1 protein-coding gene is annotated in these 282 nt (G+C 61.3%); it reads left to right on the forward strand.

The features are described from left to right. On the forward strand, nucleotides 1–282 hold a 282-nt coding region (locus tag EN808_RS36020; RefSeq protein ID WP_135918285.1), incomplete at both ends, for an HAD family hydrolase.

Below are 282 nucleotides of genomic sequence, written 5' to 3' on the forward strand. Positions count from 1 at the left end.
CGAAACACTTTCAGCCCTTGCCGATCGCGGCATCGGAGTAAAGGTCATTTCTGGCGACAACCGCTATGTCGCCGCGCATCTGGCCGAGGCTGTAGGCCTGCGGCCCGACAGGATCATGACGGGCCAGGATCTATCGAAGCTGACGAAGAACGGCCTTCTCGCCAATGTCCGCAATACCGATCTCTTCGTCGAGATCGATCCGAACCAGAAGGAACGCATCGTCGAGGCGCTCCGCCGCAGCGGCCACGTCGTCGGCTATCTCGGCGACGGCATCAACGACGC

This window comes from Mesorhizobium sp. M8A.F.Ca.ET.165.01.1.1, assembly GCF_004792065.1.
Classification (GTDB): Bacteria; Pseudomonadota; Alphaproteobacteria; order Rhizobiales; family Rhizobiaceae; genus Mesorhizobium.